General features: G+C 66.8%; 23 protein-coding genes. 11 read left to right on the top strand and 12 right to left on the bottom strand.

The features are described from left to right. Positions 1-114: 114 nt before the first annotated feature. From GO999_RS04470 to GO999_RS04460, 3 genes are all read right to left on the bottom strand, one after another. On the bottom strand, positions 115-1,323 hold the full coding sequence (locus GO999_RS04470) for a branched-chain amino acid ABC transporter substrate-binding protein (protein WP_058907798.1): 1,209 nt from the start codon (positions 1,321-1,323) through the stop codon (positions 115-117). A 455-nt stretch (positions 1,324-1,778) separates the two neighbouring features. Then, a complete protein-coding gene (gene ispH / locus GO999_RS04465; RefSeq protein WP_028860890.1) occupies positions 1,779-2,753 on the bottom strand; it encodes a 4-hydroxy-3-methylbut-2-enyl diphosphate reductase in 975 nt (324 codons plus the stop codon). Next, on the bottom strand, positions 2,753-3,232 hold the full coding sequence (locus GO999_RS04460; protein ID WP_028860891.1) for an FKBP-type peptidyl-prolyl cis-trans isomerase: 480 nt from the start codon (positions 3,230-3,232) through the stop codon (positions 2,753-2,755). Before GO999_RS04460 ends, ispH begins: the two co-directional genes overlap by 1 nt. A gap of 122 nt (positions 3,233-3,354) precedes the next feature. On the opposite strand from GO999_RS04460, the gene radC reads away from it, so the two are divergent. The 4 genes from radC (at position 3,355) to nadB (ending at position 6,391) form a co-directional block, all read left to right on the top strand. Beyond that, positions 3,355-4,029, top strand: a complete 675-nt coding sequence (radC, locus tag GO999_RS04455; protein WP_211906578.1) for a RadC family protein — start codon at positions 3,355-3,357, stop codon at positions 4,027-4,029. 174 nt (positions 4,030-4,203) lie between these two features. Beyond that, positions 4,204-4,437, top strand: coding sequence for a 50S ribosomal protein L28 (rpmB, locus tag GO999_RS04450; RefSeq protein ID WP_003262398.1), 234 nt, complete (start codon positions 4,204-4,206; stop codon positions 4,435-4,437). A gap of 13 nt (positions 4,438-4,450) precedes the next feature. Continuing rightward, positions 4,451-4,621, top strand: a complete 171-nt coding sequence (gene rpmG / locus GO999_RS04445) for a 50S ribosomal protein L33 (protein WP_003262397.1) — start codon at positions 4,451-4,453, stop codon at positions 4,619-4,621. A 168-nt stretch (positions 4,622-4,789) separates the two neighbouring features. Beyond that, on the top strand, positions 4,790-6,391 hold the full coding sequence (nadB, locus tag GO999_RS04440; protein ID WP_211906577.1) for an L-aspartate oxidase: 1,602 nt from the start codon (positions 4,790-4,792) through the stop codon (positions 6,389-6,391). Positions 6,392-6,397: 6 nt separating this feature from the next. On the opposite strand, the gene nadC is transcribed toward nadB, so the two are convergent. The 7 genes from nadC to purN form a co-directional block, all read right to left on the bottom strand. Next, positions 6,398-7,285, bottom strand: coding sequence for a carboxylating nicotinate-nucleotide diphosphorylase (gene nadC, locus GO999_RS04435; RefSeq protein WP_016725921.1), 888 nt, complete (start codon positions 7,283-7,285; stop codon positions 6,398-6,400). After that, positions 7,282-8,430, bottom strand: a complete 1,149-nt coding sequence (gene nadA / locus GO999_RS04430) for a quinolinate synthase NadA (protein WP_011002366.1) — start codon at positions 8,428-8,430, stop codon at positions 7,282-7,284. Before nadA ends, nadC begins: the two co-directional genes overlap by 4 nt. A gap of 178 nt (positions 8,431-8,608) precedes the next feature. Continuing rightward, positions 8,609-9,805: a DesA family fatty acid desaturase gene (locus GO999_RS04425; protein ID WP_011002367.1), complete on the bottom strand. Its 1,197-nt coding sequence runs from the start codon at positions 9,803-9,805 to the stop codon at positions 8,609-8,611. Between the two features lie 372 nt (positions 9,806-10,177). Beyond that, positions 10,178-11,521: a mechanosensitive ion channel family protein gene (locus GO999_RS04420; RefSeq protein WP_011002368.1), complete on the bottom strand. Its 1,344-nt coding sequence runs from the start codon at positions 11,519-11,521 to the stop codon at positions 10,178-10,180. Between the two features lie 12 nt (positions 11,522-11,533). Further along, positions 11,534-12,103, bottom strand: a complete 570-nt coding sequence (locus tag GO999_RS04415) for a phospholipase D family nuclease (RefSeq protein WP_011002369.1) — start codon at positions 12,101-12,103, stop codon at positions 11,534-11,536. Further along, positions 12,100-13,494, bottom strand: a complete 1,395-nt coding sequence (locus GO999_RS04410; RefSeq protein ID WP_211906576.1) for an RsmB/NOP family class I SAM-dependent RNA methyltransferase — start codon at positions 13,492-13,494, stop codon at positions 12,100-12,102. The genes GO999_RS04415 and GO999_RS04410 overlap by 4 nt, the downstream gene beginning before the upstream one ends. After that, positions 13,491-14,141, bottom strand: a complete 651-nt coding sequence (gene purN, locus GO999_RS04405; RefSeq protein ID WP_011002371.1) for a phosphoribosylglycinamide formyltransferase — start codon at positions 14,139-14,141, stop codon at positions 13,491-13,493. Before purN ends, GO999_RS04410 begins: the two co-directional genes overlap by 4 nt. 382 nt (positions 14,142-14,523) lie before the next feature. Here purN and GO999_RS04400 point away from each other — a divergent pair, with 382 nt between their 5' ends. Beyond that, positions 14,524-15,189: a response regulator gene (locus tag GO999_RS04400; protein WP_028853529.1), complete on the top strand. Its 666-nt coding sequence runs from the start codon at positions 14,524-14,526 to the stop codon at positions 15,187-15,189. 49 nt (positions 15,190-15,238) lie between these two features. Here the strand turns inward: GO999_RS04400 and GO999_RS04395 are convergent, their stop codons facing one another. Then, on the bottom strand, positions 15,239-17,074 hold the full coding sequence (locus GO999_RS04395; RefSeq protein WP_019718366.1) for an ATP-binding response regulator: 1,836 nt from the start codon (positions 17,072-17,074) through the stop codon (positions 15,239-15,241). A 229-nt stretch (positions 17,075-17,303) separates the two neighbouring features. Between GO999_RS04395 and GO999_RS04390 the strand changes: the two genes are divergently transcribed. The 3 genes from GO999_RS04390 to lspA all read left to right on the top strand — a co-directional run bounded on the left by GO999_RS04390 (position 17,304) and on the right by lspA (position 21,817). After that, a complete protein-coding gene (locus GO999_RS04390) occupies positions 17,304-18,302 on the top strand; it encodes a bifunctional riboflavin kinase/FAD synthetase (RefSeq protein ID WP_016724137.1) in 999 nt (332 codons plus the stop codon). A gap of 111 nt (positions 18,303-18,413) precedes the next feature. Further along, positions 18,414-21,296, top strand: coding sequence for an isoleucine--tRNA ligase (gene ileS / locus GO999_RS04385; protein ID WP_019718365.1), 2,883 nt, complete (start codon positions 18,414-18,416; stop codon positions 21,294-21,296). Next, positions 21,296-21,817: a signal peptidase II gene (gene lspA / locus GO999_RS04380; RefSeq protein ID WP_011002376.1), complete on the top strand. Its 522-nt coding sequence runs from the start codon at positions 21,296-21,298 to the stop codon at positions 21,815-21,817. The genes ileS and lspA overlap by 1 nt, the downstream gene beginning before the upstream one ends. Positions 21,818-21,856: 39 nt before the next feature. On the opposite strand, the gene GO999_RS04375 is transcribed toward lspA, so the two are convergent. Next, positions 21,857-22,432, bottom strand: coding sequence for a YdcF family protein (locus tag GO999_RS04375; protein WP_028853530.1), 576 nt, complete (start codon positions 22,430-22,432; stop codon positions 21,857-21,859). Between the two features lie 148 nt (positions 22,433-22,580). On the opposite strand from GO999_RS04375, the gene coaBC reads away from it, so the two are divergent. Genes coaBC through dut form a run of 3 tightly spaced genes read left to right on the top strand, consistent with a single transcriptional unit; the run spans position 22,581 to position 25,278 of the window. Then, positions 22,581-23,786: a bifunctional phosphopantothenoylcysteine decarboxylase/phosphopantothenate--cysteine ligase CoaBC gene (gene coaBC, locus GO999_RS04370; RefSeq protein ID WP_011002378.1), complete on the top strand. Its 1,206-nt coding sequence runs from the start codon at positions 22,581-22,583 to the stop codon at positions 23,784-23,786. After that, a complete protein-coding gene (locus GO999_RS04365) occupies positions 23,783-24,835 on the top strand; it encodes an LLM class flavin-dependent oxidoreductase (RefSeq protein ID WP_071507062.1) in 1,053 nt (350 codons plus the stop codon). The genes coaBC and GO999_RS04365 overlap by 4 nt, the downstream gene beginning before the upstream one ends. Further along, entirely contained in the window at positions 24,832-25,278 is a 447-nt protein-coding gene (dut, locus tag GO999_RS04360; RefSeq protein ID WP_019718361.1) for a dUTP diphosphatase, read from the top strand. The genes GO999_RS04365 and dut overlap by 4 nt, the downstream gene beginning before the upstream one ends. The last annotated feature ends 16 nt before the right edge of the window (positions 25,279-25,294 follow it).

Here is a 25,294-nt window from a genome sequence, read left to right as displayed (position 1 = left end):
AAGCGGCCTGCCGACGCACCCATGGTGAGGGTCTTGTGTAACTGGCGAGGCTATAAAAAACGGCACCGCTAGGGTAAGGCGCGGTGCCGTTTTCCAGGGCGGATAACCCCTCGATTACATCTTCACGACGTCAAGAACGGTCTTCTTTTTGTCCTTGTAGTTGTACAGGGTGATCGAACCTTCCTTCAGGTCACCCTTGTCGTCGAACGCGATGTTGCCGATCACGCCGTGATAATTGGTTGTCGGCATGGCAGCCAGGATCTTGGCGGGGTCCACCGAGTTGGAGCGCTTCATCGCATCGACGACGACCATCACGGCGTCATACGTGAACGGTGCGTAGATCTGCACCGGCGTCTTGAAGCGGTCTTCGTACTTCTTCTCGAAGTCCGCGCCCTTCTCCATCTTCGACAGCGCCAGGCCCGCTTCCGAGCAGATGATGTTGTCGATGGCGTCGCCGGCCAGTTCGGCCACCTTGTCGGTGCACACGCCGTCGCCGCCAACGATCTTGGCCGTGATGCCCAGTTCCTTGGCCTGCTTGGCGAACGGACCGCCGGTGGCGTCCATGCCGCCGTACATGATCACGTCCGGCTTCTTGCCCTTGATCTTGGTCAGAATGGCCTTGAAGTCGGTGGCCTTGTCGTTGGTGGCTTCACGTGCCACCACGTTCACGCCGTCGGCCTTCGCGGTCTTCTCGAACTCGTCGGCCAGGCCCTTGCCGTAGGCGGTGGCATCGTCGACGATCGCCACGCTCTTGGCGCCCAGGGTCTTGGCGGCGTAGTTGGCCAGCGCCGGACCCTGCTGCGCGTCGGTCGCAACCACGCGATAGGTCGTCTTGAAGCCCTGCTTGGTGTAGTCGGGGTTGGTCGACGACGGCGAGATCTGCACGATGCCGGCATCGCTGTAAATCTTCGAGGCCGGGATCGACACGCCCGAGTTCAGGTGGCCCACGACGGCGACGACTTTCTCGTCCACCAGCTTTTGCGCAACGGCCGTACCCGTCTTCGGATCAGCTGCATCATCCTCGCCCACCAGCTCCAGCTTGATCTTCTTGCCGTCGATGGTCAGCCCTTCCTTGTTGACATCTTCCACGGCCAGGCGTGCACCGTTTTCGTTGTCTTTGCCCAAGTGAGCGATACCACCCGTCAACGGTGCGGCGTGACCAATCTTGATGACGGTCTCACCACCACCGGCAGCAGCGGCCGGGGCCGACGTTGCAGCAGGCGCAGCAGCCTGGTCTGCGGGCTTTTCCTCGTTCTTACCGCAGGCTGCTACAAGTGCCACGGCAGCCGCAAGCGGCAGAACTTTGGCAAGCTGAATTTGCATGAATGATCTCCTAGATCTCGCAAGAGCAAAGAGAGCGTCCTGCCTCCCGGCCACTCCCTTTGCGCGGATTGTTTCAATTTGAAACGCGCGAATTGTATCCCCTTTTTTTGCGGATGCAATACGCGTCGCAACAACGATTTTTGCCGTAACTACGCCCTTTTACGGGCTTTCCCCAATGCACAGAAACGGGTGATTTCGCGCAGGCAAACGCGAATGGCAAACAGCTTTAACAAGAAGCGTGCCAGAGCCTTTCCGGGCCTGGGCGTTGGCGCGACGCCAAGCGCACTTTCGTACACAGCAAGGCCGTCCGGAGATCGAATTCTTTTGCAATGCACAAAATAAAACGGCCACTCTTCTGAAAGAGTGGCCGCTATATCGATAAAAGCGCTTTACGCACCGCAATTGTGCGCACCATTACCGTGCGATCAATTAAGCGGACATTTACATCATGCCAATCAATTGATTTGAAGTCCCCTCGGAAGAGGGAAAGACATGTTTTCCTGGATGCCGTCGAGCGGACGCACGGAGCGCGCACCGAGTGCGCGCAGGCGATCGACGATCGACTGCGCCAGCTCCTCCGGCGCGGACGCCCCCGCCGTCAGGCCGACGCGGCGCTTGCCCGCCAGCCACTCCGGCCTGACCTGCTCCGGGGTATCCACCATATAGGCGGGCACGCCCAGCTTTTCGGCCAGCTCGCGCAGCCGGTTGGAGTTCGAGCTGTTCGGACTGCCGACCACGATCACGACCTCGACCTGCGGCGCCATGAACTTGACCGCGTCCTGCCGGTTCTGCGTGGCATAGCAGATGTCCTGCTTCTTGGGCTCGTGCACGGCAGGAAAGCGCGCCTTGATCGCCGCGACGATCTCCTGCGTCTCGTCCACCGACAACGTGGTCTGCGTAACGTAGGCCAGCCGCGCCGGATCCTTGACGGCCAGGCGCGCCACGTCGTCCACCGACTCGACCAGCAGCATGCCGTCGTCGGCCTGCCCCATGGTGCCCTCGACTTCCGGATGGCCCTTGTGACCAATCATGATGATCTCGAAGCCCTGGGTGCGCATCTTCGACACTTCGACATGCACCTTGGTCACCAGCGGGCAGGTCGCATCGAACACGCGCAGGCCGCGCGCCTCGGCGGCCTGGCGAACGGCGCGCGACACGCCGTGCGCGCTGAAGATGACCGTACCGCCCACCGGCACGTCGTCCAGCTCCTGCACGAACACCGCGCCCTTGCTGCGCAGATCGCTCACCACGTAGGCGTTGTGCACGATCTCGTGGCGCACGTAGATGGGCGCACCGAACAGCTGCAGCGCGCGCTCGACGATCTCGATGGCGCGGTCCACGCCGGCGCAGAAGCCGCGCGGCTGTGCCAGCAGGACTTCGGCGTCGGCGCCGGTCACGGGTTCGATCGCAGCGTTCTCGGTCGTGCTCATCACAGGATGCCGATCAGCTGGACTTCGAACAGGATGGTCTGCCCGGCCAGCGGATGATTGAAATCGAACAGCGCCGCGGTCTCACCGACCTCCTTCAGCACGCCCGCGTACTTGCCGCCGCTGGGGGCGTTGAACTCGACGAGATCGCCGGGCTGGTAGTCCTCCTCGAACGAGGAGTTCTCGCGCAGCGTGGCCAGCGATACGCGCTGCAGCAGATCGGGATTGCGCGGCCCGAATGCATGCTCGGGCGCCAGCCGGAACGTCATGCGCTCACCCTCGTGCATGCCGAGCAGCGCCTGTTCCAGCGTCGGCGCCAGTTGGCCCTGGCCCAACAGCAGCGTGGCGGGCTTATCGCCGAAGGTGGTGACGATGTCCGTATCGTTTTCCAGAGCGATCCGGTAATGCAGCGTCAGATAGGAATCCGGCCCGACCACTTTGCCTGCGCCGCCTGCCGGCGCCCCGTTCACCAAATTTTGCACGCTTGACCTGCTCGACCAAAAAGTAACCAGGTATTGTACGTCAGCACCACCCCTCCCGCAGACGCGCCGGACGCTGCACGCGGCGCCGCCTCGCGGCTTTGCTCATCGCATTCCCACGTTCCATGGCAATCGCTGACTGGCCGGCCCACGAGCGGCCGCGAGAAAAACTGCTCACCCAAGGTCCCGCCGCGCTGTCCGACGCGGAATTGCTGGCGATCTTCCTGCGCATCGGCATGCCGGGCAAGAGTGCGGTCGATCTCGCCCGCGAGCTGCTGGCCCACTTCGGCTCGCTCGGGCGCCTGTGTCATGCGTCGCGGCGGGAGTTCTCCGCCATCCACGGCATGGGGCCGGCCAAGTACGCCCAGTTGCACGCGCTGCTGGAGGTGGCGCGGCGCGCGCTCAAGGAAGAAATCGCGTACGGCCAGACCCTCGAATCCCCGCAGAGCGTCAAGGATTTCCTGCGGCTCACGCTCGGCCACCGTCCGCAGGAAGTGTTCGCCTGCCTGTTCCTGGACGTGCGGCACCGGCTCATCGCCTGGGAAGAGCTGTTCCAGGGAACGCTGACCGAAGCCCGCGTCTACCCGCGCGAGATCGCCAAGCGGGCCCTGCACCACAACGCCTCGGCGCTGATCCTGTCGCACAACCACCCGACCGGCCATGTCGAGCCCAGCGAATCGGACCTGATGCTCACCCGTGAGCTGTGCCGGGCACTCGCGCTGCTCGACGTGAGAGTCCTGGATCACATGATCGTCGGCCGCGCCGAGGTCTACAGCTTCCTGGAGCACGGCAAAATGTAGCGCCAACGCCGCGCGTGTCGGCATTCCATTGATCTCGTTGATTCCACAGTGGTTTTGTGTGTATAATCCGCGTTTCGCTGAAGTGTCCCACCTCTACAGTGGCGCTGCGCTTGGTTTTGCACCCGCGCCCGGTCGCAAACTGTAGTCATACGAATCAAGAGTTAGGAGTGCTCCATGGCACGCGTCTGTCAAGTGACCGGGAAAGCGCCGATGGTCGGCAACAACGTTTCCCACGCCAACAACAAGACCAAGCGCCGTTTTCTGCCGAACCTGCAGAACCGTCGCTTCTGGGTTGAATCCGAAAACCGCTGGGTGAGCCTGCGCGTCTCGAACGCCGGTCTGCGCCTGATCGACAAGAAAGGTATCGACGAAGTGCTCGCAGATCTGCGCGCACGCGGCGAAGTCTAATTAGGAGTACATCATGGCCAGCAAAGGCGGACGCGACAAGATCAAGCTGGAATCGACCGCAGGTACGGGTCATTTCTACACGACCACCAAGAACAAGCGCACCAAGCCGGAAAAGATGGAGATCATGAAGTTCGATCCCGTCGCCCGCAAGCACGTCGCTTACAAAGAAACCAAGATCAAGTAATTGGTTTCCGTCGGCATCGCCGGCACCGAGAAACCCGCCTCATGGCGGGTTTTTTGTTGTCCGCCGCAAGCCCGCGAGAGCACGGTGTACACTGCGTCTCTTTCCGGTTCCGATTGACCCGCGGCTGCGCCGGCCGCTGACATACCCCGCGTCCCGCACGGGTTTTCCATGAATTTCGATGTTGCCGTTGTCGGCAGTGGTCTGGCGGGCCTGACCGTCGCCCTGCACCTCGCCGATCACCGCCGCGTGGTCGTCATCAGCAAACGCACACTGCCCGAAGGCGCGAGCGACTGGGCCCAAGGCGGCATCGCCGCGGTGCTCGACTCGAACGACAGCCATGACGAGCACGTCGACGACACCCTGATCGCGGGCGCCGGCCTCTGCGACGAAGCGGCCACCCGCTACATCGTCGAAAACGGCCGCGCCGCCATCGAATGGCTGATCGGCCACGGCGTCCCCTTCACGCGCGACGCACGGGCCGAACTCGGCTTCCACCTGACGCGCGAGGGCGGCCACCGGCACCGCCGCATCATCCACGCCGCCGATGCCACCGGGCATGCCGTGGTGACCACGCTGGTCGACAAGGTGCGCGCGCATCCGAACATCACGCTGCTGGAAGACCATTTCGCCATCGACCTGGTCACCGACGCCAAGCTGGGGCTGCCGGGCATGCGCTGCCACGGCCTGTACGTGCTCGATTGCAAGCGCGGCGACGTCAAGACGATCATCGCCAGCCAGACCGTGCTGGCGACCGGCGGGGCCGGCAAGGTCTACCTGTACACGACCAACCCCGACACCGCCACCGGCGACGGCATCGCGATGGCGTGGCGCGCGGGCTGCCGCGTGGCGAACATGGAGTTCATCCAGTTCCACCCGACCTGCCTGTACCACCCGTTCGCCAAATCCTTCCTGATCAGCGAGGCGGTGCGCGGCGAAGGCGGCAGGCTGGTCCTGCCCGACGGCACGCGCTTCATGCCCGCCCACGACGAGCGGGTCGAACTGGCCCCGCGCGACATCGTGGCCCGCGCCATCGACTTCGAGATGAAAAAGCGCGGCCTGGACTGCGTCTACCTCGACATCAGCCACCAGAGCCCCGCCTTCATTCAGGAACACTTCCCGACCATCCTCGCCCGATGCCTGGAACTGGGCATCGACATCACGCGCCAGCCGATCCCGGTGGTGCCGGCCGCGCACTACACCTGCGGCGGCGTGGTGACCGACCAGCTCGGCCGCACCGACATCGCGGGCCTGTACGCGGTAGGCGAAACGGCCTACACCGGCCTGCACGGCGCCAACCGGCTGGCCAGCAATTCGCTGCTGGAATGCATGGTGATCGGGCGCGGCGCGGCGCAGGACATCCTGGGCCAGCCGGCCACGGCGCCGACCCCGACCCCGATCCCGGCCTGGGACGAAAGCCGCGTGACGGACGCCGACGAGGAAGTCGTCGTCTCGCACAACTGGGACGAACTGCGCCGCATGATGTGGAATTACGTCGGCATCGTGCGCACCAACAAGCGACTGGAACGCGCACAGCACCGCATCGCCCTGCTGCGCGAAGAGATCGCCGAGTACTACGCCAACTTCCGCGTCAGCCACGACCTGCTGGAGCTGCGCAATCTGGTGGAGGCGGCCTCGCTGATCGTCGACAGCGCGCTGTCACGCCACGAAAGCCGCGGCCTGCATTTCTCGCGCGACTACCCGCAGACCCTGCCCAAGGCGCTGCCGACGGTGATGCAACCCGCGCATCGGCGCACCTCGCGCAAGCACTGAGCCGTCTTATTCGACGACGCGCAGGGAGTAGTCTGTCGCGCGCACGTCCTTGGTCAGCGCACCGACGGAGATGCGGTCCACACCGGTCTGCGCAAACGCGCGGATGGTGGCCATGCTCACGCCGCCGGACACCTCCAGCAGCGCCCTGCCCGCCGTCACGCGCACAGCCTCATGCATGGCGGGCTCGTCAAAATTGTCGAGCAGCACGGAAGTCGCCCCCGCCGCCAGCGCCTCTTCCAGCTCCGCAAGCGTTTCCACCTCGACCTGGATCGGCACGCCGGCATCGAGCGCCTGCGCCGCGCGCAGGGCCGCCGTCACGCCGCCAGCTGCCGCGATGTGGTTTTCCTTGATGAGGATGCCGTCGTACAGCGCCAGCCGCTGGTTCTCGCCGCCACCGATGCGCACCGCGTACTTCTGCGCCAAGCGCAGGCCCGGCAAGGTCTTGCGCGTATCCAGCACGCGGGCGCGCGTGCCGGCGATAGCCTCGGCATAGCGCGACGTCGCCGTCGCCACGCCGGACAGCAGTTGCAGGAAGTTCAGCGACGCGCGCTCGGCGGTCAACAGCGAACGCGCCGGGCCCTCGATCTCGCACACCACGGAATCGGGCGCCATGCGGTCGCCTTCGTGCTGCAGCCAGGTCACGCGCAGCGCCGGATCGACAGCCTGCATGCAGGCATCGAACCACGGCGCGCCGCACAGCACCGCGGCTTCGCGCACGATCACGCGGGCACAGGCATGGCGGTCGGCGGGAACCAGCAGGCCGGTGCGATCACCCGTGCCGACGTCCTCGCGAATGGCGGCCGCCACGTTGGCGGCCAACGCCTCGCGCAGCGCCGAGCCGAAGCTGTCGAACGTCGCCTGCGCTGCGCTGGTGGTCATCTGGGTTGCCGTCATGCCGGACCGACTCCTTGGAAGAGTTGCGTATTGGCCGCCAGATCGCCCTGGGGCCGGACTGTCGTTTTCTCGCGCGCGGCGAAGTCCAGCATGCGCGTAATGCAGCGCACCGCCTGCTGGCCGATCTGCGGATCGACGTGGATTTCGTTGCGGCCGGTCTCGAGCACCTCGGCCAGGTTGGTCAAGGCGTTCATCGCCATCCACGGGCAGTGCGCGCAGCTCTTGCACGTGGCGCTGTTGCCGGCGGTCGGCGCCTCGATGAAACGCTTGCCGGGCGCGGCCATGCGCATCTTGTGCAGGATGCCGTTGTCGGTCGCGACGATGAACGCGTCCGCCGGCAGCGACTGTGCCGCAGCGATCAGCTGCGAGGTCGAGCCCACCACGTCCGCCTGCGCTACCACCGATGGCGGCGACTCCGGATGCACCAACACCTTGGCGTGCGGATGCTCGGCTCGCAGCAGGTCCAGCTCCACGCCCTTGAACTCGTCGTGGACCAGGCACGAACCCTGCCACAGCAGCATATCGGCGCCGGTCTGCTGCTGGATGTAGCTACCCAGGTGGCGATCCGGCGCCCACAGGATCTTCTGTCCCTGCTCGTGCAGATGCTGCACGATCTTCAGGCCGATGGAGGACGTGACCATCCAGTCGGCGCGCGCCTTCACGGCGGCGCTGGTGTTGGCATAGACGACGACAGTGCGGTCCGGATGCGCGTCGCAGAAGGCAGCGAACGTGTCCGGCGGACAACCCAGGTCCAGCGAGCAGGTCGCATCCAGATCCGGCATCAGCACGGTCTTTTCAGGACTCAGGATCTTGGCGGTCTCACCCATGAAGCGCACGCCTGCCACCACCAGTGTCTTGGCCGAGTGGTCACGGCCGAAGCGGGCCATCTCCAGCGAATCCGACACGCACCCCCCGGTCTCCTCGGCCAGGTCCTGCAGGTCGGCATCGACGTAGTAGTGCGCGACCAGCACTGCATTCCGCTCCTTGAGCAGACGCTTGATGCGGGCTTTCAGGGCGTCGCGCTCCTCGCGTGACAAAGCCGGCGGCACCTTGGCCCAGGCGTGCGCGACGCAACTGGCCCCGGATTGCGCCTCGGCGAGCATATTCGGGCGCTCGAATTCAACCGTCTTGATGTGGGTTTCCATGGTGGTCTCCCCGTCCGGTGGGCGCCGGGAAAAGTGGCGCGGCAGTATCACAGACGGTGTGTGTGGAGGACGCTGAGCGCGCTGCTTGGTCGCGCCTTGTTAAGAGAATGAATGGAGGAAGTTTACCCAAAAGAAAAGCCCCGCTGCGCAGCGGGGCTTCATCATTGAAGCAGCAAGATCAGGCGTACCGGCGCAGGCGCACGGCGAATTCCTGCAGCGCATGGATGCCGCTTTCCTCCGCCCGCTTGCACCATTCCTGCAGCTGGTGCAGCAGTTGTTCGCGCGTGGCGTTCGAGCGGCCCCACAGCGCGCCCAGGTCGCGACGCATCTCGACGAAGGTGTGCAGCGCGGAATGGTCCGACACGATCTGCGACAGCTGCTCACGCTGAGGCGCACCCAGCTTGGCCTCATCGCGATGGAACCACTTGCGGGCCGGCTTCAGCGCGCGGTATTCCACGTCGCGGGCGTCCTTCAGCTTGGCCAGCTCCTGGCGATAGGCGACCTTGACGGTCTTGGCATAGCGGGCCATCACGTCGTAGCGGTTGGCGATGATCGCTTCCAGCGTGTTCTGGTCAACCGGCTTGACGTCGCCGAAGCGTGCCTTGGGCGCCACCTTCTTGACCTTGGCCAGGCCCACCATCTCCAGCGCACGGATGTAGCCCCAGCCCACGTCGAACTCATACCACTTGATCGAGAACTTGGCCGACGTGGCGTAGGTGTGGTGATTGTTGTGCAGCTCTTCGCCACCGATGATCAGGCCCCACGGGAACACGTTGGTCGACGCATCTTCGCAATCAAAGTTGCGGTAGCCCCAGTAGTGGCCCAGCCCGTTGATGATGCCGGCGGCATGAATCGGAATCCACAGCATCTGCACCGCCCACACGGTCAGGCCAAGCGTGCCGAACATCAGCACGTCGAGGATCAGCATCAGGCCAACGCCCTGCCAGGTGTACTTGGAATAGAGGTTCTGCTCGATCCAGTCGTTCGGGGTGCCGTGACCGAATTTCTGAATGGTCTCGCGGTTCTTGGCCTCGGCGCGGTACAGCTCGGCGCCTTCCAGCAGCACCTTGCGGATGCCGCGCGTCTGCGGGCTGTGCGGGTCCTCTTCGGTCTCGCACTTGGCGTGATGCTTGCGGTGGATGGCGGCCCACTCCTTGGTGACCATGCCGGTGGTCAGCCAGAGCCAGAAGCGGAAAACGTGGGCAGCGGCCGGGTGCAGGTCGAGCGCGCGGTGCGCCTGGCAACGGTGCAGGAAAATCGTGACGCTGGCGATGGTCATGTGCGTCACCACCAGCGTGAAAATCAGGATCTGCCACCAGGCCCAGTTCAGGGTGCCGTTGGCAAGGAAACTCAGAAAGGAGTCGATCAAGTTCATCTCCGTGGTCAACTCGGGGTCATCGAAGCAGCCTGGTCAGAATTGACGGTGCTGCGTCATCGGGCCACTTGTGTCGCCTGGCGGCAACATCGGGGGTGGTTCGGCGGGGGATCGGATGCGGCCGTCCGGCCGCGGTCATGTGCCGGCGCATCGCTACGCTTGCACTGTGACCTCCGCCCCCGCGCATTGCAATGTCGTGCGGCCCTTTGCCGCAAAGCCGATGCCATTGCGACGGTGCCGTCTGATCCTTCTATGGAGCAACTGACATTTTAACCGAATGCCCCCTCTAGACTATGGGGGAAAACCGCCAATTTGACTGAAAACAAAGACTTACCGTTCCCCGGCAGGATGTGCTAGGGACCGACACCAACGCTACGATGCGGCGCCAGAATCACTCAGTGACGACTGCTGCACCGCGAGCGGCCCCAGCAAGCGGACTTCCCGCTGCGGATAGGGAATCTCGACGCCCGCCGCCTTGAAGCGCTTGTAGATTGCCCGATTCAGGTCGGACTGCACGCCCAGCTTGCCGTTGTGCGGATCGGCGATCCATACGCCCAGCTCATACTCGATGCCGCTGTCGGCAAAGGCGGCCAGGAACGCGGCCGGCGCCGGATCGGCCAGCACGCGCGGAACGCCTTCTGCGCAGGCGACAAGCAGCCCAAGCACGACCTCGGGATCGGCCGGGTAGGCGGCCTGCACCCGCACGGCCACGCGAACCGTGCCGCGCTCATTGTGGTTCTGCACCGCCTGGGCGACCATCAGTTCATTCGGCACGAAGGTGTCGCCGTCGCCGTTGCGCACCACGGTATAGCGGGTGCGGATCTGCGTCACGATGCCGGTGTACGTGCTGACCGTGATCTGATCGCCGAGCTTGAGCGAGCGCTCCAGCAGGATGATGAAGCCCGACACATAGTTGCTGGCGATCTTCTGCAGGCCGAAGCCGAGCCCGACGCCCAGCGCCCCGCCGAACACCGACAGCACCGTCAGGTCGATGCCCACCAGCGACAGGCTCAGCAGCAGCGACACCAGCAGCAGCGCCGCCTTGGCCACGCGCGACAGCACCACCTTCAGGTTGGCGTCGATCGCGGCGGCACGGGTGATGCGGCTGTCGAGCCACGAGCCGAACCACATGGCCACCAGCACCGTCAGCAGGATCCACACCACGGCCATCAGCATGGCCGCCAGGTTCACCTTCTGCTTGCCGCCCACCGAGAACTGGATGCCCTCCAGATAGCTGACCACATCGCTGAGCACGCCCACCACGTAGAGCACCATGCCGATCCACATCAGCGTAGTCAGCACGCGCTCGACCAGCACCAGCATCCCGTGCAGATCGCCGTTGGCGGACAACACGCGACGCAGCACATAGAACACGAAATACAGCATCGCCAGGCCGAACAGCGGCACCACGGCCAGCCGGAACACGCTGATCGGCATGACGCCGGTCAGTGCATAGCGTGCCGCGAGCACCAGCAGCCAACCGAGCAGCGGAAACACGGCGCGCTCGAGGCTGGCCCAGGCAAAGCGCAGCGCAAAGCTGTCGCCGGCGTGACGCGCGTGCAGTCGCCGTGCGATCGGCCGGGCCGCCAGCCAGGCCACGCCGAGCAGCAGCGCCAACACCCCCAGTTGCCAAATGAAGCGCGGGCCGCCCAGATCGTCGACGATGTCGCCGATCATGCGCCCCAGCGCGATGTGGTTCAACGGCAATCCATTCATCGGAGCGGTCGGTTAGTCAGGCAGGTACGGCAGCGCGTCGGCCGCGTGCTTCTGCCAGTTGTCGGCGTAGCGCTGCGCGAGGTCGGCGTCGCCGCGCACGATCAGGACGTTCTCGGCGTTATCGCGCTGCGCCGTCTGCGTGAAGTTGAAGCTGCCGGTCACCAGCACCGGATGCGAGCCGCGCGGATCGATCACGATGACCTTGTTGTGCGCGTTCTTGTAGCGCACCTCCAGCGAGACCGGCACGCCGGCGCCGGCCAGTTCCGGCACCCGGCTGCCGCCGGAGCGCATCATCTGCTCGCGGTCCGCCAGCACGCGCACGTCGATGCCGCGGCCGTGGGCATCCAGCAGCGCGCGGGTGATCACTTTGTTCGACAGCAGATAGGCCTGCACCAGCACCTGCTCGCGGGCCTGGCCGATGGCGTCGGCGAGCAGCCCTTCGACGTCGTCATCGGGCGTGAAGGCGGCCTGCATGGTGCCCTTGGCGGGCAGCACCGGCGGCTCGACGCGGGCCAGCGCGGTGCCGCCGCCGGCGAGCGCCAGCCACGCGGCCAGCGCCAGGCCGAGCCCGCGCGTCCTCATGCGCGGCGTTCCAGCACGGCGGCGAAGAAGCCGTCGGTCTGGTGGACATGCGGATACAGCTCGAGGTACGGGCCCATTTCGAGCGGAATCTTCTGGGCCGCGAGCGCTTCCCCGGCTGGCACGAGGACGAAATCCGCATGCTGGGCCAGGAACTGTTCGACCACCTGCTGGTTCTCGCGCGCCAGCACGCTGCACGTGGCGTAGACCAGCCGCCCGCCCGCCTTCAGCAGCCGCGCCGCCGAGGCCAGGATCGACAGCTGCTTGGCCGACATCTCTTCCACCGCCTGGGCCGACTGACGCCATTTCAGATCCGGATTGCGGCGCAGCGTACCCAGCCCGCTGCAAGGCGCGTCGACCAGCACACGGTCGATCTTGCCGGCCAGGCGCTTGACCTTCGCGTCATGCTCGCTGTCGATGCGGGCCGGATGCACGTTGGACAGGCCGCTGCGCGCCAGGCGAGGCCCCAGATTGGCCAGCCGCTTCTCCGAGATATCGAAGGCGTACAGCCGACCGGTGGAGCGCATCGCGGCACCGATCGCGAGCGTCTTGCCGCCGGCGCCCGCACAGAAGTCGACCACCATCTCGCTGCGCTTGGGCGCGAGCAACTGGCACAGGAGCTGGCTCCCTTCGTCCTGCACCTCGACCGTGCCGTTGGTGAAGATGTCGAGTTTGTTCAGTGCCGGCTTGCCCGCAAGGCGGATGCCGACCGGCGACAGCGGCGCCGGCGCGCCCTCAATGCCGGCTTGCGCCAGCGTCGCCAGGACGGCGTCGCGCTCGCCCTTCAGGGTGTTGACGCGCAGATCCAGCGGCGCCGGCGCAAGCCAGGCCTGGGCCAACGTCTCGGTGAAGGCTTGGCCGTGCTGCACAACCAGCGCGTCGAACAGCCAGTCCGGCAGATTGGCGCGCACGCGAGGCGCCAGCGCGGTACGGTCGATGATCGCCCAGCGGTCCAGCCACTCGGCTTCCTGCGGCGTCAGGAACGGCGCGATGGCCTCGCGGCCGACGGTCTGCAGCAGGCCCAGCAGCACCAGGCGCCGGCGCGCCGGGCCGGAACCGCTCTCGGCAAACTGCCCGAACTCGACCTTGCGCCGCAGAACGGCAAAGGCCGCTTCCGCGATGATGCCCCGCTCGCGATGGCCCAGCTCGTGGTGTTCGCGGAAATACTGGCTGACGATCATGTCGGCCGGTGCGGCAAAATGAAGCAGCCGGGCCAGTACCTTGTCGAGATGCTCGAGATGGCTAACGTGCACACCGGTGCGGGAGCGCGGCGCAGCCTGGGGACGCTGCCCCTGCGGAGCACGACCCGCCGGACGCTGAGGACGCCCGTCGCGGGGCTTACCTGCCGCAGGGCCCCGACCGCCCGGAGAACGTTGACGACCCGACCCGCTCATACGGCCTCCCGCATATCGGCGCCGAGCACGAGCTGCGACGCTTCCGGCGACACGCGCACCACGCCGCGCTCCATCTGCAGCCGCCCTTCGACGAACCAGCGCACGGCGCGCGGATAGATGACGTGCTCCTGCTCCAGCAGGCGCGCCGCCAGCGAATCCGGCGTATCGCCAGCACGCACCTCGATGGCGGCCTGCAGCACGATCGGGCCGTGGTCCAGTTCGGCGGTCACGAAATGGACCGTTGCGCCGTGCACCTTGACGCCCATGGCCAGTGCCTGCTCGTGCGTATGCAGCCCGGGAAAGCAGGGCAGCAGCGACGGATGGATATTGAGCAGGCGTCCTGCGTAGCGCTGCACGAAGCCCGGCGTCAGGATGCGCATGAAACCCGCCAGCACCACCAGATCCGGCGCGAAGCCGTCGATGGCCGCGGCCAGCGCGGTGTCGAAGCTGTCGCGGTCGGGGAAGGCCTTGTGGTCGACCACGGCGGTGGCGATGCCGTGCGAAGCCGCAAACCTGAGGCCGGCGGCGTCCGGGCGGTTGGAGATCACGGCGGCGATGCGCCCCGGCCAGCCCTCGGCCTGGCATGCGCGGACGATGGCTTCCATATTCGAGCCGCGTCCGGAAATGAGAATGACGATATTTTTCATCGCAGCATTTTATCAAGTGCGCCGCGCTCCCCCGGTAAAACCATGTGACGCGCGCACAGCGGCGCCCGCCTCGCGTTGTCCAGAGCGTGGTATTTAGCCGACGCGGGCAAGCAAAAACCCTGCCGCGTCAGCAAAAACGGCCATGCGGACGTTGGCGGGCCCTGCCGCGGTCTGATAATCTCGGCACCATAATTCTCCGCACACCCGGGGCCGGGTGCGCAGCCGGACGGCCCAGGCACCCATCGCCACCACCGACGCCGCGCTGCGACAATATGCGGAACATGACCGTGACGGCCATCGGCACCAAGCCCGATGGCCACCGCCCACGCCGGGGCAGCACGCGTACAACAACAAGAGGGCCCTGCCCTCACCGGGGAATAGAATGACGAGCTCGCTGCGTAGCCTGCTGGTGGTCGATGACCACCCTCTCGCCTTATCTGGCACGACCACTTTTCTTGCGCAAGCCCTGCCTGAAATCCAAGTCCATGCGGCCATCGGCCGGCGTCAGGCCCTGGCGCTGATCGACGAGGGCATCCGCCCGGACGTGGTCCTGCTGGATGTCTGGCTGTCCGACTGCACGGGTTTCGACGCGATGCGCGAACTGCGCGGCAAGCTGCCCGAGGCGCGCTTCGCCTTCATGTCGGCCGAGAACACGCCGGAAATCGTCGCGAAAGCACAGGCGCTGGGCGCCATCGGGTTCATCGGCAAGCACGCCGACGCACACGCGTTCTCGCAAGCGGTGGCGGGTATTTTCGGCGGGGACGCGTCGTTCCCATCGGAAGACGACCTGGGCATGGCCAACGGCAAGAACGGCGCCTCCCACGGCATCCCCATCACGCCGGCCGAACTGGGCCTGACGCCGCGCCAGGGTTCGGTGCTGGCACTGCTGCTAGAAGGGCTGCCGAACAAATCCATCGCGCGCCAACTGGGCCTGACAGAGAACACCGTCAAGGAACACGTCTCGGCGATCCTGCAGCGGCTGGGCGTGCGCACGCGCATCCAGATCATCTCGCGCATGGAGCGCTTCCGCCTGACCGGCTCGGCCTGACGCAGGCGCCGCCGCCCGCTGCGGCGCCACTCACACGCATTCCTTCCCTTCAATAAGCCGCCACTTGCGGCTCGGCTGCGCGGCCGCGCAGCCAGCGCTTGAGCAGCACGCGCAGCATGTTCGGGTCCATCGGCTTGGCCAGCAGCAGATAGCCTGCCTCCTCGGCACGGGCCAGCGCCGCCGAATTGCGATCGCCGGTCAGCAGCACGGCGTGGGCCTCGGGATGGCTGACCTGCCAGCGCTCCAGCAGCTGCAGGCCGTCTTCCTTGCCGGGCAGGCGCAGGTCGCAGAAGATGATCTGGGGCCGCAGGCCGCGCATCAGCAGGTGATCGGCCGTGGGGCCGTCTGCCGCGCTGTGCACTTCCACCCCCCATGCCTCGAGCAGCGCATGCCAGGCATTGCGGATCTGGGCATCGTCGTCCACTACGAGCACCACGCCGGAAAAGCGAGGCTGCTCCAGCACGGCGCGCTTCTGCTCGCTGCGCGGCTGGGCGGCCAGCGGCGCCTTGATCTCGGCCGGCACGGGCCGCAGCGCCATCCAGAACATCGAGCCGCGCCCGGGGACCGAGCGCACGCCGTGGGTGCCCCGCAGCAACCGCACGCACTCCTTGTAGATCGCCAGCCCCAGGCCCAGCCCCTGGCTCGGATCGCGCTCGGGGTTCTCGACCTGGTAGTACGACGAGAAAATGTCCTTCTGGTGCTCCGGCGCGATGCCGATGCCGGTGTCCCACACCTCGATGCGCAAGTGCTTCTGCCGCACCCGCAGCGCCACCATCACGCCGCCGTGCGAGGTGTAGCGCAAAGCGTTCTGCAACAGGTTGAACAGCGCGCGGCGCAGCAGCACCGGCTCGGCCATGCCGAACACCGGCAGCGGCGGAATCCGCTGGGTAAGCGCGAGGCCCTTGGCGCGCGCATCGGGCAGGAACTGCTGCACCACTTCCGTGATCACCTCGCCCAGGTCGACCGGCTCCAGCGTCGGCGAGGTCTTGCGGCTTTCCAGCTTGGACAGGTCGAGCAGCGAGCGGAACAGCAGGTCGATGGTCTGCGCGCCCGACGCGAGCTGCTCCACCAGCGGCGCCAGCGACTCGGACTGGTTGCGCGCCCGCAACGCCTCGACCAGCAGCACCAGCGCGTGCACCGGCTGGCGCAGATCGTGGCTGGCGGCGGCCAGGAAGCGCGACTTCTCTTCCGAGGCGGACAGTGCGCGCTGTTTCTCGTCCTGGTAGCGGCGGGCCAGCTGGCGGCTCTCGTTCTCGAGCTGGATCTCGCGCACCAGCGTGCTGTGGATGTTGGCGGCATGGCGCGCCAGGAACGCCGCAAAGAACAGCAGTACGCAACGCACGTACAGGCCGTGCTCGGGGAAGGCCTGCTCGGCCAGCGCGAAATGGGGCGTCAGGATGCCGGTCCCGAGAATCAGCAGGTTGGACGGCACCGGCGCCTGCGACAGCACCGCCCCCGCTGCCACGCCGATGATGACGATCATCAGCAGGCTGCTGAACTCCAGCGACGGCGAGACCAGGTAAAGCCCCGCCGAACTGCCCCAGGCCAGCCCTCCCACCGCCGACATGATGCGCATGCCCGTCCACCACTTGCGGGTGTGCGCCGCCAGCGTCATGCGGGTCATGTCATAGCGGTAGCCGAAATAGAAGCGCAGCCCGGAGGCCGTCAGGCACAGCATGATCAGGCACCAGCCCGCCAGCGCGAGGCGGTTGCCGGAGTCCCAGAAGGCGGCCAGTGTCAGGACCGGCAGGACCACCGAGGCCGCGATCCCCATGGGCGCGCCACGGTGGACGGCGGCCAGCAGCTTGGCGCGCGCATCGAGTTCAAGCGGCGCGCGGCTGGCCAGCCCGAGTTTGGTCAAGAGAGGTCGCAGCGAAGCGGTCAATGGTGTGCAGGGAATCGGATCGGGAATAACGGATTGTGCCGCAAGCCCGTTCCCTGCGGGGACGCCATGCACGTGGCGCATGGGCAATTGTGCAACGCCCTGCATCCCGCCGGCCACCGGGAAGCATGGCATTACCTTATATAATGTGGGTTTTGCCGGTTTTTTGCGGGCGACCGCGCGTATCCGGCAACAAAAAAAACTCTTTTTTCTTCGATCCTCGACGCTCCACGTGAAAGTCTTTCGCGGCCTGCCCAATGCCGAGAGCCGCACGCCCTGCGCACTGACCATCGGCAACTTCGACGGCGTGCACCGCGGCCACCAGTCCCTGCTGGCCCGCGCGCGCGCGGCGGCCGACGCGCGCGGACTGCCGCTGACGGTCATGACCTTCGAGCCGCATCCGCGCGAGTTCTTCATGCCGGACCGCGCGCCCACCCGCATCGCGCTGTTGCGCGACAAGCTGGAAAGCCTGCGCCGCCAGGGCGTCGACCGGGTGGTCGTCGAGCACTTCAATGCGCATTTCGCCGCGCAGACGCCGCAGGCGTTCGTGCGCAATGTGCTGGTCGACGGGCTGCACGCGCGCTGGCTGCTGGTCGGCGACGACTTCCGCTTCGGCGCCAAGCGTGCCGGCGATTTCACCTACCTGCAGGCGGCGGGCGCGCAGTTCGGCTTCGAGGTCGAGCAGATGGGCTCGGTCTCGGAAAGCGGCATCCGCATCTCCAGCTCCGCGGTGCGCGAGGCGCTGGCCGCCGGCGACCTCGAACACGCCCGGCGCCTGCTCGGCCACGGCTACGCCATCAGCGGCCATGTGGTGCACGGGCAGAAGCTCGGCCGCTCGCTGGGCTTTCCCACGCTGAACCTGCGCATCTCGCACCGCAAGCCGGCCGTGTCGGGCATCTTCATCGTGCAGGTGCACGGGCTGGCGGAAAAGCCGCTGCCCGCCGTCGCCAGCATCGGCGTGCGCCCGACCGTGGACGATTCCGGCCGTGTGCTGCTGGAGGCGCATCTCTTCGATTTCCATGCCAACGTCTACGGCCGGCTGGTGCGCGTCGAATTCATGAAGAAGCTGCGCGACGAGGCCCGCTTCGATTCGCTCGACGCGCTCAAGGATGCGATCGCCAGGGATTGCGTCGATGCGCGCCATTTCTTCGGCCTGGCCATTCCGCCGGCCGGCGAATCGCCCGCGCTGCGGCGCGACTTCGCCACCTCGGCCACCGACCGAATTCAGTAGGCGGCCATCACGCTTGCCGCCCGAACACCCTACACGCCACGCAAGCGCGCCCTGCCCCGCGGGACGCGCCTGCACCGACCCTGATTGCCTGAATCCGCCCCAGACCACACCATGTCCGATTCCAAGAAGACGCCCGCGCCGGAGAAGAACAAGTATCCGGTCAACCTGCTGGATACGCCTTTCCCCATGCGCGGCGACCTGCCCAAGCGCGAGCCGCAATGGGTCAAGCAATGGCAGGACAAGCAGCTCTACAAGAAGATCCGCGCCGCGCGCAAGGGCGCGAAGAAGTTCATCCTGCACGACGGCCCGCCGTACGCCAACGGCGACCTGCACATCGGCCACGCCGTCAACAAGATCCTCAAGGACATGGTGATCAAGTCGCGCGGCCTGACCGGGCTCGACGCGGTCTACGTGCCCGGCTGGGACTGCCACGGCATGCCGATCGAGATCCAGATCGAGAAGCAGTTCGGCAAGGGCCTGCCCGTCCAGGAGGTGCAGGAAAAGGCTCGCGCCTACGCTACTGGGCAGATCGCCCGCCAGAAGGTGGACTTCGAGCGCCTGGGCGTGCTTGGCGACTGGGCCGATCCGTACCTGACCATGAACTTCCGCAACGAGGCGGATGAGGTGCGTGCGCTGGGCAAGATCCTGGAAAAGGGCTATGTCTTCCGTGGCCTGAAGCCGGTCAACTGGTGCTTCGACTGCGGCTCGGCGCTGGCGGAAGCCGAAGTCGAATACGCCGACCGTACCGACCTGTCGATCGACGTGGGCTTCCCGTTTGCCGACATCGATGCGCTGGCCAGCGCCTTCCACGTGGGCGCCGACGTGCTCAAGGCCAAGCCGGGCTGGATCGTGATCTGGACCACCACGCCGTGGACGATCCCCTCCAACCAGGCGCTGAACCTGCATCCGGAAATCGAATACGCGCTGGTCGACACGCCGCGCGGGCTGCTGATCGTCGCCCGCGAGCGCGTCGAGGCCTGCCTGCAGAGCTGGCAGCTCGAAGGCTCCGTGCTAGCCACGTGCGAAGGCGCGGCGCTGTCGCTGGTGCGCTTCCACCATCCGCTGGCCAAGATGGACGCCGGTTACGACCGCCTGTCGACCGTCTACCTGGGCGACTACGTGACCACCGATACCGGCACCGGCATCGTCCACTCCGCGCCCGCCTATGGCGTGGAAGACTTCCAGTCGTGCAAGGCGCACGGCATGCCCGACTCGGAGATCATCAACCCGGTGATGGGCAACGGCGTGTACGCGTCGACGTTGCCGCTGTTCGGCGGGCTGTCCATCTGGGATGCCAACCCGAAGATCGTCGAGGTGCTGAAGGCATCCGGCAACCTGTTCGACGCGCACAAGTATGCGCACAGCTACATGCACTGCTGGCGCCACAAGACGCCGATCATCTATCGCGCCACCTCGCAGTGGTTCGCGGGAATGGACGTGCAGCCCAACGACGGCAACGCCACGCTGCGCGAGGCCGCGCTCGCCGGCATCGACGCGACCGCGTTCTACCCGTCGTGGGGCAAGCAGCGCCTGCACAACATGATCGCCAACCGCCCGGACTGGACGCTGTCGCGCCAGCGCCAATGGGGCGTGCCGATGGCCTTCTTCGTGCACAAGGAAACCGGCGCGCTGCACCCGCGCACGCCCGAACTGCTGGAGCAGGTCGCCCAGCGCATCGAAAAGAACGGCATCGAGGCCTGGCAGACGCTGGACCCGCGCGAGCTGCTCGGCGACGAAGCCGACCTGTACGAAAAGAACCGCGACACGCTCGACGTGTGGTTCGACTCCGGCACCACGCACTGGCACGTCATCCGCGGCTCGCACGCGGCCGACCTGTACGACACCTCGGCCGAGCTGCCCGAAGGCCGCCTGGCCGACCTGTACCTGGAAGGCTCCGACCAGCACCGCGGCTGGTTCCACTCGTCGCTGCTGACCGCGTCGATGCTGTACGGCAAGCCGCCCTACAAGGCACTGCTGACGCACGGCTTCACGGTGGACGGCGAGGGCCGCAAGATGTCCAAGTCGATCGGCAACACGATCGCGCCACAGGAAATCGCCAACAAGATGGGCGCCGAGATCATCCGCCTGTGGGTGGCCTCGACCGACTACTCGGGCGAGCTCGCCATCTCGGACGAGATCCTCAAGCGCGTGGTGGAAGGCTATCGCCGCATCCGCAATACGCTGCGCTTCCTGTTGGCCAACCTGACCGACTACGACCATGCCAGGCACGCCCTGCCGCCCGAGCAGTGGCTGGAGATCGACCGCTACGCCGTGGCCCTGACGGATGCGCTGCAGAAAGAAATCCTGTCGCACTACGACGTGTATGAATTCCACCCGGTGGTCTCCAAGCTGCAGACCTTCTGCTCGGAAGACCTGGGCGGCTTCTACCTCGACGTGCTGAAGGACCGCCTGTACACCACCGCGCCGGACTCGGTGGCCCGCCGCTCGGCGCAGAACGCGCTGTACCACATCACGCAGGCGATGCTGCACTGGATGGCGCCGTTCCTGTCGTTTACGGCCGAAGAGGCCTGGCAGGTCTTCGCGCACGGCACGCCGCACGTCGACACCATCTTCACCAGCACCTACTACGACGCGCCGGTCCCGCAAGGCGCCAGTGCGCTGCTGGAGACATGGGCGGCCATCCGCAATGTGCGCGGCGAGGTGACCAAGCAACTGGAAGCGCTGCGCATCGACGGCAAGATCGGCTCGTCGCTGCAGGCCGAGGTGACGGTCTCGGCGGGCGACGGCGTGTACGAAGCGCTGGCCGGCCTGGGCGATGACCTGCGCTTCGTGCTGATCACGTCCGCCGCCAGGCTGGAGCGCGCGCCGGAAGGCGGCGACCTGCTGATCAGCGTGGTGCCGTCGGGGCACGCCAAGTGCGAGCGCTGCTGGCACTATCGCGCCGATGTCGGCCACGACACGGCCCACCCGACCCTGTGCAAGCGCTGCACCGACAACCTGTTCGGCGCCGGCGAACAACGGAGCGCTGCCTGATGGCCACTCGCAACAACGGCAAGAGCAAGGCCGCGGGCAGCAAAAGCGGCGGCGGCCATGGCGTGGGCCCCTGGCTGGGCCTGGGCGTCATCTGGATCCTGCTGGACCAGTTGACCAAAATCGCCATCCTCAAAACCTTCGCCTACGGCGAGTCGCGCCCGATCACCGGGTTCTTCAACCTGGTGCTGGCCTACAACCGGGGCGCGGCATTCTCGTTCCTGGCGGCGGCAGGCGGCTGGCAGCGCTGGTTCTTCACCGGCCTGGGCGTGGCCGCGGCGCTGTTCATCGTGTGGCTGCTCAAGCGCCACAGCGGGCAGAAGCTGTTCTGCTTTGCGCTGGCGCTGATCCTCGGTGGGGCGCTGGGCAACGTGATCGACCGTCTCGTCTACGGCCACGTGGTGGACTTCCTCGACTTCCACCTGCGCGGCTACCACTGGCCCGCGTTCAACGTCGCCGATTGCGGCATCTGCATCGGCGCGGTGCTGCTGATCATCGACGAGCTGCGGCGGGTTCGCCGCTAGGGCGCCCGGGCGCGGCGGCGCGTGGGTGCGGCAAGCGGATCAATACCGCACCGCGTACCACGCCCGCTTGATGTACTCCGCCAGGATCGATCCGCTTTCGTAGATCGGGAATGACTTGGCGAGCGTATCGCCGGGAAAGACGCCCCGCGCGCCCCATGCCACCTCGGGCCAGACCCGGCGGAAAACATGGAGCGCGCGGCCGGTGTGATACCAGCTCGTGACCAGCACGGCGCTGCGCACGGGCGGCTGGCCGGCCAGCGTGCGGCGCGTCATCCGCGCGTTCTCCATCGTGCTGCCGGATTCGCACTCGTGACCGATGCGCTCCGCCGGCACGCCCGCCATCTCCAGACGGCGCACGATCAGCAGGCAGTCGCCCTCGCCGCTGACGAACACGCGCGGCGCCACGCCCGCGTGGTACAGCTCGGCCGCGCCGATCACGCGCTGGCCCGACTCTCCGCCCAGCACGACGATCACATCCGCGCGGCCGGGGACCGATTCCTCCCGCAGCCACGTTCTGGACCCGCGCACCAGCACGACGCCCACCACCAGCGCGACGACGGCACCCAGGCCGATCGCCGCCAGCACATCACGCACCACGGAACGACGCAAAACCATATCGGGAACAAGCGTTTGAGGGAACAATCCGGCCGCCGGACGGCCGGCGGGCAAGCCGGTATCATCGCCACTGTCCGGCAGGACGAACCGGCCCCGGGTTGTATCCTGCCCTCGCGCATTGCGTCAATCGATTTCCAGACGGGCTCCCATGGAACTGCAAGGCAAACATTTCGTGCTCGGCCTGACCGGCGGCATCGCATGCTACAAGTCGGCCGAGCTGGTGCGGCTGCTGACCAAGGCCGGCGCCACCGTGCAGGTGGTGATGACCGACGCGGCCACGCATTTCATCACGCCGGTGACGATGCAGGCGCTGTCCGGGCGGACGGTGTTCACGTCGCAGTGGGACGACCGCGTCGGCAACAACATGGCGCACATCGACCTGTCGCGCGAGGCGGACGCCATTGTCGTTGCGCCGGCCTCCACGGATTTCCTCGCCAAGCTCGCGCACGGCCTGGCCGACGACCTGCTCTCCACGCTGTGCATCGCGCGCGACTGCCCGCTGCTGGTGGCGCCCGCCATGAACCGCCAGATGTGGGCCGCGCCCGCCACCCGGCGCAACGCCGCCCAGCTGCGCGCCGACGATGTCACCCTGCTCGGCCCGGACGCCGGCGACCAGGCCTGCGGTGAGGTCGGCGACGGCCGCATGCTGGAGCCGGAGGCCATTGTCGAGGCGCTCATCGGCTTCTTCCAGCCCAAGCTGCTGCGCGGACGCCGCGTGCTGCTGACCGCCGGCCCGACCTTCGAGCCGATCGACCCGGTGCGCGGCATCACCAACCTCTCCAGCGGCAAGATGGGCTTCGCGCTGGCGCGCGCCGCCGCGCAGGCCGGCGCGGACGTGGCGCTGGTCGCCGGCCCCTGTCACCAGGACACGCCCGCCGGCGTGCTGCGCATCGACGTGCAGACCGCCCAGCAGATGCACGACGCGGTGATGCGCGAGCTGGACACCGCCCGCACCGACGTCTTCATCGCGGTCGCCGCCGTGGCCGACTGGCGCGTCGCCCAGGCCGCCGACAACAAGCTCAAGAAGCAGAGCGACACCGATGTGCCCGCACTGTCGCTCACGCAAAACCCCGACATCCTCGCCACTGTCGCGCGCCGCGCCGATGCGCCGTTCTGCGTCGGCTTCGCGGCCGAGACCGAACGGCTCGAAGAATTCGGCGAAGCCAAGCGCCGGAAGAAGGGCATCCCGCTGCTGGTCGGCAATCTCGGCCACAAGACCTTCGGCCGCGACGACAACGAAGTCGCCCTCTTCGACCCCGCCGGCATCACCCGCCTGCCGCGCGCCGACAAGCTGACGCTGGCGCGCCAGATCGTCGCCGCCATCGCCGAGCGCGTGCAGGGCGCACGGCCATGAGCCGCGACACGACCGTCCGCCTGTCCATTCTCGACCAGAGCCCGGTCATCCACGGCCACAGCGCGCGCGACGCCATCGCCGCCACGGTGGACCTGGCCCAGATGGCCGATGCGCTCGGCTACACACGCTACTGGTGTGCCGAGCACCACGGCCTGCGCGGCGTCAGCAACCCGGCGCCCGAAGTGATGATCGCCCGCGTGGCGAGCGCGACGCGGCACCTGCGCGTGGGCTCCGGCGGGGTGATGCTGCCCTACTACAGCCCGTTCAAGCTGGCCGAACAGTTCCGCCTGCTGGAGGCGCTGTTCCCCAACCGCATCGACCTGGGCGTGGGCCGCGCGCCCGGCGGCGACATGCGCACCGCGCAGGCCGTCGCCATGGGCGACTACAACCGCGGCGACCACTTTCCGCAGCAGGTGCAGGAACTGATCTGGCACCTGAGCGGCACGCTGCCGCCCGACCACCCGGCCCATGGCGTCATCCTGCAGCCCGAGATCGACACCCGGCCCGAGCTGTGGATGCTGGGCTCCAGCGATTTCGGCGGCGCGCTGGCCGCACGGCTCGGCATCCGCTTCGCCTTTGCCCACTTCATCAACCCGCACGTCGGCCATATCGTCGCGCAGCAATACCGCACCGACTTCGCGCCCGGCTTCGAGCCGCGCCCGTACAGTGCCGCCGCCGTCTTCGTGATCGCCGCCGATACGGAAGCGGAGGCGCGCCGCTGCGAGGCCGCGGTCGATCTGCGCCGTGTGCAGATGGCGCTCGGGGTCAACGGCCCGATTCCGACCATCGAACAGGCCGAAGCGCACCGCCATACCGAGCGCGACCAGGCCATCATCGCGCGCGAACGCCCGCGCAGCCTCATCGGCACCCCCGAATCCGTGGCCGAGCAGATGCTCAGGCTCAAGGACCGCTTCGTCGCCGACGAACTGATCGTGCTGACCGTCGCGCCGAGCTACCGGGCACGCATGCGCTCATACGAGCTGCTGGCCCAGGCGTTTGCGCTACCATCTCCGGCTTCCGCCACCCAACCTTCGGCTTGTCCCGCATGAAACTCGACGTCCAGATCCTCGACGCCCGCCTGCACGAACAGCTCCCGCAGTACGCCACGCCCGGCAGCGCCGGCCTGGACCTGCGCGCCTGCCTCGATGCCCCGCTCACCCTCGAGCCCGGCAGCACGCACCTGATCCCGACCGGCATGGCCATCCACCTGGCCGACCCCGGCTATACGGCGCTGATCCTGCCGCGCTCCGGCATGGGCCACAAGCACGGCATCGTGCTCGGCAACCTGGTCGGCCTGATCGATTCGGACTACCAGGGCCAACTGATGATCAGCACCTGGAACCGCGGCGACACCGCCTTCGTGCTGAATCCGATGGAGCGCCTGGCGCAGCTGGTGATCGTGCCGGTGGTGCAGGCCGAGCTGAACATCGTGGACGCCTTCGCGGAAAGCGAGCGCGGCGCGGGCGGCTTCGGCAGCACCGGCCGGCACTGAACACCGCCTCCGTGCA

It is taken from the genome of Ralstonia nicotianae (assembly GCF_018243235.1).
Lineage (GTDB): Bacteria > Pseudomonadota > Gammaproteobacteria > Burkholderiales > Burkholderiaceae > Ralstonia > Ralstonia nicotianae.
The sequence above is the reverse complement of the archived record's forward strand: the minus strand, read 5'-3'. Positions and strand labels throughout refer to the sequence as shown.

Bases quoted from the DNA above. Each gene is read 5' to 3' on its own strand.
- GO999_RS04470 (WP_058907798.1), bottom strand. From the start codon at position 1,323: ATGCAAATTCAGCTTGCCAAAGTTCTGCCGCTTGCGGCTGCCGTGGCA.
- ispH (WP_028860890.1), bottom strand. From the start codon at position 2,753: ATGAGCACGACCGAGAACGCTGCGATCGAACCCGTGACCGGCGCCGAC.
- radC (WP_211906578.1), top strand. From the start codon at position 3,355: ATGGCAATCGCTGACTGGCCGGCCCACGAGCGGCCGCGAGAAAAACTG.
- rpmB (WP_003262398.1), top strand. From the start codon at position 4,204: ATGGCACGCGTCTGTCAAGTGACCGGGAAAGCGCCGATGGTCGGCAAC.
- rpmG (WP_003262397.1), top strand. From the start codon at position 4,451: ATGGCCAGCAAAGGCGGACGCGACAAGATCAAGCTGGAATCGACCGCA.
- nadB (WP_211906577.1), top strand. From the start codon at position 4,790: ATGAATTTCGATGTTGCCGTTGTCGGCAGTGGTCTGGCGGGCCTGACC.
- nadC (WP_016725921.1), bottom strand. From the start codon at position 7,285: ATGACGGCAACCCAGATGACCACCAGCGCAGCGCAGGCGACGTTCGAC.
- nadA (WP_011002366.1), bottom strand. From the start codon at position 8,430: ATGGAAACCCACATCAAGACGGTTGAATTCGAGCGCCCGAATATGCTC.
- GO999_RS04425 (WP_011002367.1), bottom strand. From the start codon at position 9,805: ATGAACTTGATCGACTCCTTTCTGAGTTTCCTTGCCAACGGCACCCTG.
- GO999_RS04420 (WP_011002368.1), bottom strand. From the start codon at position 11,521: ATGAATGGATTGCCGTTGAACCACATCGCGCTGGGGCGCATGATCGGC.
- GO999_RS04415 (WP_011002369.1), bottom strand. From the start codon at position 12,103: ATGAGGACGCGCGGGCTCGGCCTGGCGCTGGCCGCGTGGCTGGCGCTC.
- GO999_RS04410 (WP_211906576.1), bottom strand. From the start codon at position 13,494: ATGAGCGGGTCGGGTCGTCAACGTTCTCCGGGCGGTCGGGGCCCTGCG.
- purN (WP_011002371.1), bottom strand. From the start codon at position 14,141: ATGAAAAATATCGTCATTCTCATTTCCGGACGCGGCTCGAATATGGAA.
- GO999_RS04400 (WP_028853529.1), top strand. From the start codon at position 14,524: ATGACGAGCTCGCTGCGTAGCCTGCTGGTGGTCGATGACCACCCTCTC.
- ileS (WP_019718365.1), top strand. From the start codon at position 18,414: ATGTCCGATTCCAAGAAGACGCCCGCGCCGGAGAAGAACAAGTATCCG.
- lspA (WP_011002376.1), top strand. From the start codon at position 21,296: ATGGCCACTCGCAACAACGGCAAGAGCAAGGCCGCGGGCAGCAAAAGC.
- GO999_RS04375 (WP_028853530.1), bottom strand. From the start codon at position 22,432: ATGGTTTTGCGTCGTTCCGTGGTGCGTGATGTGCTGGCGGCGATCGGC.
- coaBC (WP_011002378.1), top strand. From the start codon at position 22,581: ATGGAACTGCAAGGCAAACATTTCGTGCTCGGCCTGACCGGCGGCATC.
- GO999_RS04365 (WP_071507062.1), top strand. From the start codon at position 23,783: ATGAGCCGCGACACGACCGTCCGCCTGTCCATTCTCGACCAGAGCCCG.
- dut (WP_019718361.1), top strand. From the start codon at position 24,832: ATGAAACTCGACGTCCAGATCCTCGACGCCCGCCTGCACGAACAGCTC.